At 74.0% G+C, this 6,278-nt stretch carries 5 protein-coding genes and 1 pseudogene; 4 read left to right on the top strand and 2 right to left on the bottom strand.

All coding sequences use genetic code 11. The annotated features are described in order from the left end of the window. Positions 1–323: pseudogene (locus FNX44_RS28200) on the top strand (MFS transporter); the annotation flags it as partial. A 52-nt stretch (positions 324–375) separates the two neighbouring features. On the opposite strand, the gene FNX44_RS22330 reads toward FNX44_RS28200, so the two are convergent. Continuing rightward, positions 376–1,227 carry a nitrilase-related carbon-nitrogen hydrolase gene (locus FNX44_RS22330; protein WP_143650580.1) on the bottom strand — a complete coding sequence of 284 codons (852 nt, stop codon included), beginning with the start codon at positions 1,225–1,227 and terminating at the stop codon, positions 376–378. A 230-nt stretch (positions 1,228–1,457) separates the two neighbouring features. On the opposite strand from FNX44_RS22330, the gene FNX44_RS22325 reads away from it, so the two are divergent. From FNX44_RS22325 to FNX44_RS22315, 3 genes are all read left to right on the top strand, one after another. Next, a complete protein-coding gene (locus FNX44_RS22325) occupies positions 1,458–2,516 on the top strand; it encodes a DUF3048 domain-containing protein (protein WP_143650579.1) in 1,059 nt (352 codons plus the stop codon). Positions 2,517–2,614: 98 nt separating this feature from the next. Then, positions 2,615–4,531: an ABC transporter ATP-binding protein gene (locus tag FNX44_RS22320; protein ID WP_143650578.1), complete on the top strand. Its 1,917-nt coding sequence runs from the start codon at positions 2,615–2,617 to the stop codon at positions 4,529–4,531. Between the two features lie 193 nt (positions 4,532–4,724). Beyond that, positions 4,725–5,756, top strand: coding sequence for a rod shape-determining protein (locus FNX44_RS22315; RefSeq protein ID WP_143650577.1), 1,032 nt, complete (start codon positions 4,725–4,727; stop codon positions 5,754–5,756). 21 nt (positions 5,757–5,777) lie between these two features. Here the strand turns inward: FNX44_RS22315 and FNX44_RS22310 are convergent, their stop codons facing one another. After that, entirely contained in the window at positions 5,778–6,188 is a 411-nt protein-coding gene (locus tag FNX44_RS22310; RefSeq protein WP_143650581.1) for a hypothetical protein, read from the bottom strand. Positions 6,189–6,278 lie beyond the last annotated feature (90 nt).

The raw sequence follows: 6,278 nt of genomic DNA, 5'->3' as shown, positions 1-6,278 counted from the left end.
CGCTGGTGGGGGCCGCCGCCGGGTACGGGCTGGTCTATCTGGCGTTGGGCGCGGTCGGGCCGAACCAGAACGAGTTGCTGCACCGGCGGGTGGAGAGCCGGGGGCGGGCGACGGCGCTGTCGGTGCAGTCGTTGGCGCTCCAGCTCAGCGGCGCGCTGGCGGGCCTGGTCGCGGGCGCGCTGCCGCCGGGGGCGGGCCGCTGGCTGCTGCCGGCGGTCGGGGTCGTGGTGATGGCGCTGCTGTGGCTGCGCCGTCCGGCAGGTGAGCCGCCCGACGGGCGGTTCGACCACGAGACCGGGTCAGCGGTCTCGGCGAGCGTCTGAACGCGCACAGCCGCAGGTGGCGCGCGCCGCGCGCACCGCGCGCGTAGCGCGGCTACGTGTCGCCGCCTTCTTCTATGAGGCGGCGGACTTCGCGGTCGATGAGGCTGAGGCGGGCTTCGGCGACGAGGGGGACGGCGCGGCGGGCGCGGCGGGCCTCGTGGACGTCGACGTCGACGGTGAGGAGGGCCGGTTCCCAGCGGGGCGCCTGGGCGATGACGTTGCCGCGCGGGTCGACGACGCGGGAGCCGCCCCAGAAGGTGGCGCCGTGCTCGTTGCCGACGCGGTTCACGAAGACGACCCACGCCTGGAGCATCTTGGCGGTGTAGGCGAGCAGGGTGTCCCAGTAGAGGGTGGTGTCCATGGCTTCGGGGTCGAGGCTGGCGGCGCTGTTGGTGGGGATGAAGATGATCTCGGCGCCGTCCTGTACGGCGATCCAGGGCAGTACGGGCTGCCAGGCGTCGTTGCAGACGAGGGTGGCGCCGCGGCCGCCGGCGGGGTGCGGGAGGTCGTAGGCGCGCAGGGCCTGGCCTGGGCTGACGTGCTTGCGTTCCTCCCAGGCGAGGTAGGTCGGGAGGTAGAGCTTGCGGTGCGCGTGGACGAGTTCGCCGCGCGCGTAGTAGGCGGAGGTGTTGTAGGCGCGGACGCTGGTGAGTTCGTGGAAGCCGGGCAGGACGTCGGGGCCGTGGGTGGAGAGGGCGAGCAGGCGCGGGTCGCGCATGTCGAGGGATTCGAGGTCGTCGCGGCGGCCGAGCGCGCCGAGGTGGTAGCCGTGCAGGCTGAGCTCGGGGAAGACGACGAGGTCGGCGCCCTGGGAGTGGGCCTGGCGGATCTGTTCCTCGGCGTGGGCCAGGTTGCCGGCGACGTCGCCGAGCAGGGGGTCGGTCTGGGCGAGTGCGACGCGCACGGGCTGCTCACCGCCTCACGGGAGATGCGGGACAAACAGATGCGGGACAAACAGATGCGGGACAAACAGATGCGGACTGGCGGGGGCTGCCGACAACCATCAAAAAGTATGAATGTCTGCCTGGCGTACGGCCCCCTTCCGGTGAACGGTCCGGCCCGGCGCGGTAGCGCTCCGAGGTGGGCCCCGCCGAGTCGGCCGGGGCCGTGGGCAGCACCGGAAGGCGGCAAGCAATGGCATCAGACACCGTCCAGTCCCCCACCGTCTCCTCCCGTCGGAACCGACCGGCCCGGCGCGGTCGGCGGTCGGCCGCCCTGCTGGTCGGGACACTGCTGGGGCCGTTGCTCGTCGGGTCGCTGTCGCTGGGTGCCGTCGCCGCGCCCGCCGACCGGGAGGCCCGGGAGGCCGCGCCGGGAGCGCCGGGAGCGCCGGCGGTACCACCGACAGCGTCTCCCTACACCGGGCTGGCCGCCACTCCGGGCCCGGTCCTGGCGATCAAGGTGGACAACTCGGTGCGGGCCCGGCCGCACACCGGGCTCGCGGAGGCCGATCTGGTGTACGTGGAGAAGGTCGAGGCGGGCATGAGTCGGCTGATGGCCGTGTACGCCTCGCGGCGGCCGCCGGTGGTGGGGCCGGTGCGCAGCGCCCGGGAGTCGGATCTGGAGTTGCTGAAGCAGTTCGGGCGGCCGGCGCTGGCGTACTCCGGGGTGCAGAAGAAGCTCCAGCCGCACATCGACCGGGACACCGTCTTCGCCGTACCGCAGGAGCGGCACCGGGGGCCGTACTTCCGCGACCAGTCCCGGCGGGCGCCGCACAACCTGTACGTGCGGCCGGACGACGTGCTGCCGTACGCCCCGCACGCCAGTCACAGCGCGGACATCGGGCTGCGCTTCGGGCCGGTCCCGCCCGGCGGCTTCCCGCGGCGGGAGGCGGCGGTGCAGTACCGGGCGGCGCGGACGTCCTTCACCTGGTCGCCGCGGGAAGGCCGCTGGCTGGCGTTCTTCGACGACCGGCCGGCGATGGGCACCGACGGCCGGCAGCTGGGCGCCTCGACGGTGGTCATCCAGTACGTGACGATGCGCCCCTCGGACTTCTCCGACTCCGCGGGCCACGTGACGCCGTTCATCGAGACCGTGGGGAGCGGGCGGGCGCTGGTGCTGCGGGACGGGCGGGGGTACGTGACGCGCTGGGACCGGCCGCGTCCCGGCGCCGGTACGACGTTCACCCGGCTCGGCGGCCGGCCGATGCTGTTCGCCCGGGGCCAGGTGTGGATCGTCTACGCCGACCGCTGAGCGGCGGCCGCCGAGCGCCGACCGACGGCGGGGTTTGACCTGAAGTTCGATTTAACTTCTATGTTCGTGCCACCGACAGAATCAACGGAGGTGCGGCAATGTCGATGGAGATCACCGCGTGGCACGCGGTCTACAACGCGCGACACACGGCGACCGACCAGCGTCCCTTCACCCGGGCCGCGCTGCGGCGCATCGCGCGCTTCGCCCGCCCGCACCGCCGGATGATCGGGCTGTTCCTGCTGCTCAGCACGGCCGCGTCACTGCTGGCTGTGGCCACGCCGCTGCTCGCGGGGCGGGTCGTGAACGCGATCGTCGCCGGGGAGGCGCAGCGCACGGTGGTGCTGCTGGCCGGGCTGATCGCGGGCATCGCGGTGGCCGAGGCCGGCATCGGCCTGCTGACCCGCTGGCTTTCCGCGCGCATCGGCGAGGGGCTGATCCTCGACCTCCGCACCGCCGTCTACGACCACGTGCAGCGGCAGCCCGTCGCGTTCTTCACCCGGACCCGGACGGGCGCGCTGGTCAGCCGGCTCAACAACGACGTGATCGGCGCGCAGCGGGCGTTCAGCGACACGCTCTCGGGCGTCGTCGGCAACCTGGTGACCGTGCTGCTGACGCTCGCCGTCATGATCCAACTCTCCTGGCAGATCACGCTGTTGGCGCTGGTCCTGCTGCCGGTCTTCGTCCTGCCCGCGCGGCGGATGGGCACCCGGCTGGCGCAGCTCACCCGGGAGGCCGCCAACCACAACTCGACGATGAGCACCCAGATGACCGAACGCTTCTCCGCCCCCGGCGCCACCCTGGTCAAGCTGTTCGGCCGCCCGGAGGAGGAGTCCGCCGAGTTCGCCGCCCGGGCCGGCCGGGTGCGGGACATCGGGGTGCGGACCGCGATGCTCCAGATGACGTTCGTGACCGCCCTGACCCTCGTCTCCGCCCTCGCGCTGGCACTCGTCTACGGGCTGGGCGGCGTGTTCGCGCTGAACGGGACGCTCGCCGCCGGCACGGTCGTGGCGCTCGCGATGCTGCTGACCCGCCTCTACGCGCCGCTGACCTCGCTGGCCGGCGCGCGGGTGGAGGTCATGACGGCGTTCGTCAGCTTCCAGCGGGTGTTCGAGGTACTCGACCTGAAGCCGCTGATCGAGGAGAAGCCGGACGCCCGGCCCGCGCCCGACGGGCCGCTGTCGGTGGAGTTCGACGCGGTGGACTTCGCGTACCCGGCCGCCGACGAGGTCTCCCTCGCCTCCCTGGAGGAGGTCGCCACGCTCGACACCCGGGGCGGCGAGCAGGTCCTGCACGACGTCAGCTTCCGCGCCGAGCCCGGGCAGCTCGTCGCGCTCGTCGGCTCCTCGGGCGCCGGCAAGTCCACGATCGCCCAACTGGCGGCCCGCCTCTACGACACCGGGGCCGGCGCGGTCCGGGTCGGCGGCGCCGACGTGCGCGACCTGACCGCCGCGTCGCTGCGCGGCACGGTCGGCATGGTCACCCAGGACGGCCACCTCTTCCACGACACCATCCGGGCGAACCTGCTGCTGGCCCGCCCGGAGGCGAACGAGGACGAGCTGTGGGAGGCCCTGCGCCGGGCCCGGCTCGCCGAACTGGTCGCCTCCCTCCCGGACGGCCTGGACACCGTCGTCGGCGAACGCGGCTACCGGCTCTCCGGCGGCGAGCGGCAGCGGCTGACCATCGCCCGGCTGCTGCTGGCACGGCAGCGGGTCGTCATCCTCGACGAGGCCACCGCCCACCTGGACTCCACCTCCGAGGCGGCCGTCCAGGAGGCGCTGACCGAGGCGCTGTCCGGCCGCACCGCGCTGGTCATCGCCCACCGGCTGTCCACGGTCCGGCAGGCCGACCAGATCCTGGTGCTGGAGGCGGGACGCATCGTCGAACGCGGCAGCCACGAGGAGCTGCTGGCCCTCGGCGGCCGCTACGAGGACCTGTACCGCACGCAGTTCGCCGAGGAGCCGGCAGCCGTGCCGGCGGCGACGCGGGCAGCCGTGCCCGCCGCCGCCACCGACTGACCCCGTCTGGGGCTCCCCGCCGCCCGTCGTCCGCCACCCGGACGGCGGGCGTCGGCCGTCCTCGGCCCGTCGTCGGCGGCGACGCGCGTCACCCCCGGCGGACCCCCGTCCGGCCCATCACGGCGGGCGCGGCCCCCGGGCCCGTGCCCAGGATGAGGGCACACCGACCGCCAGCGCCCGCCGGGAGCCAGCCGTGTACCTCAGCCCTGACCAACTGCGCCGCTGCACCGTCGCCGTCGACCTCGGGGCCGCCCGGACCCGGGTCCACGTCAAGGGGTCCGGACTCATCGTCGACGAGCCCTCGATCGTGGCCGTCAACGTCCGCAGCGGCGTACTGATCGCCGTCGGCTCGCCCGCCGAGCGGATGTCCGGCCGCACGCCCGCCCACATCAGGGTGGTCCGGCCGATCAGCCACGGCACGGTCGTCGACATCCAGATGGCCCGCCGGATGCTGCGGGCGATGGTCGGCGAGCGCGTCAGCCGCTCCTGGCGGCTGAAGCCCCGCCTGCGCGTCGCCGTGTGCGTCCCGCACGACGCGGACCCGCTGGCCCGCCGGGCGGCGATCGAGACGATGACGGGCGTCGGCGCCCACCGGGTGCTGCTCGTCGACACCCTCCTGGCGGCCGGCATCGGCTGCGGACTGCCGGTGGAGGAGCCGGAGGCGGCGCTGGTCGTGCTGTGCGGGGCGGCGGCGACGCAGGTCGCGGTGCTCTCCCTCGGCTCCATCGTGGCCGCCGCGAAGGTACCGGTGGGCGGCGAGACGATCGAACAGGCCATCGCCCTGCACCTGCGCAACCGCCACGAGTTGACGCTGCCCACCCAGGCCGTCCGCGCCCTGCGGCTCAACGTCTCCGGCGTCGACGACGGCACTCCCCCGGAGACCGTCGTCCACGGCCGGGACGTCGCCACCGGGCTGGCCCGCACGGTCCAGGTCAACCCGGAGGAGGTGCGGGCGGCGATGCAGTCGCCACTCACCGGCCTGGTCGACGCGATCCGCAGCGTCCTGCACCGCTGCCCGCCGGACCTGGTCGCCGACCTCGCCGACCGGGGCATCATGCTGGCCGGCGGCAGCGCCCTGCTGCCGGGCCTCGACGAACGCCTCCGCCAGGCCACCGGTATGCCGGTCAGCATCGCCCAGAACCCCGCCACCGGCGCGATCACCGGCCTCGCCGCCCTCATCGAAGGCAAGGTCCGCCCCCTCAACATGGACTCCCTGCCGCTCTGACGCCGCGCCGCGCGTCGGGCCTCAACCCCGGCGCGCGGCACCCTCGGGCCATACGGCGTCGACCGGGAGTCCGGCTCGGTCGGCGCGACGCAGCAGTTCGCCGTTGGCGGCCTCGTACGCCTCACGCGTCGCCGTCTCGTGTGGCATCACCAGGACCTCCGAGGCGGCGGCGGTCAGCCGATCGAAGACGGCGGCGTGGTCGGGCGTGACCTTGCGCTTTCGGTAGTCCCGCGACGGGACGACGACGACCAGCCGCCCGCCGGCCTCCAGCACGGCCTGGGCGAAGAGGCTGTCCACCCCCTTGGCGATGCACGACAGCCCCACCAGGCCGTCCGACGCGTACGGCGCGAGAAGCGCGTCGAGTTCGGCGCGGACCACGGGAACCGTGTCGTCCGTCAGATCCATGTACCCGGTCACCGCGAGGGTCGTCACCATGTCGGCCACGGTAGAGGAGCAGAGCATGGCGGGGGGCGTCGTCAGGCGTGGGTGGCGGGTTGGCGGAGGCGCCGGACGTGGCGGCGG

It is taken from the genome of Streptomyces alkaliterrae, assembly GCF_007097205.2.
GTDB lineage: Bacteria > Actinomycetota > Actinomycetes > Streptomycetales > Streptomycetaceae > Streptomyces > Streptomyces alkaliterrae.
This window is presented reverse-complemented; position numbering and strand designations above follow the sequence as displayed.

Excerpts from the sequence above, each read along its gene's own strand:
- FNX44_RS22325 (WP_143650579.1), top strand. The coding sequence starts at position 1,458 with ATGGCATCAGACACCGTCCAGTCCCCCACCGTCTCCTCCCGTCGGAAC.
- FNX44_RS22320 (WP_143650578.1), top strand. The coding sequence starts at position 2,615 with ATGTCGATGGAGATCACCGCGTGGCACGCGGTCTACAACGCGCGACAC.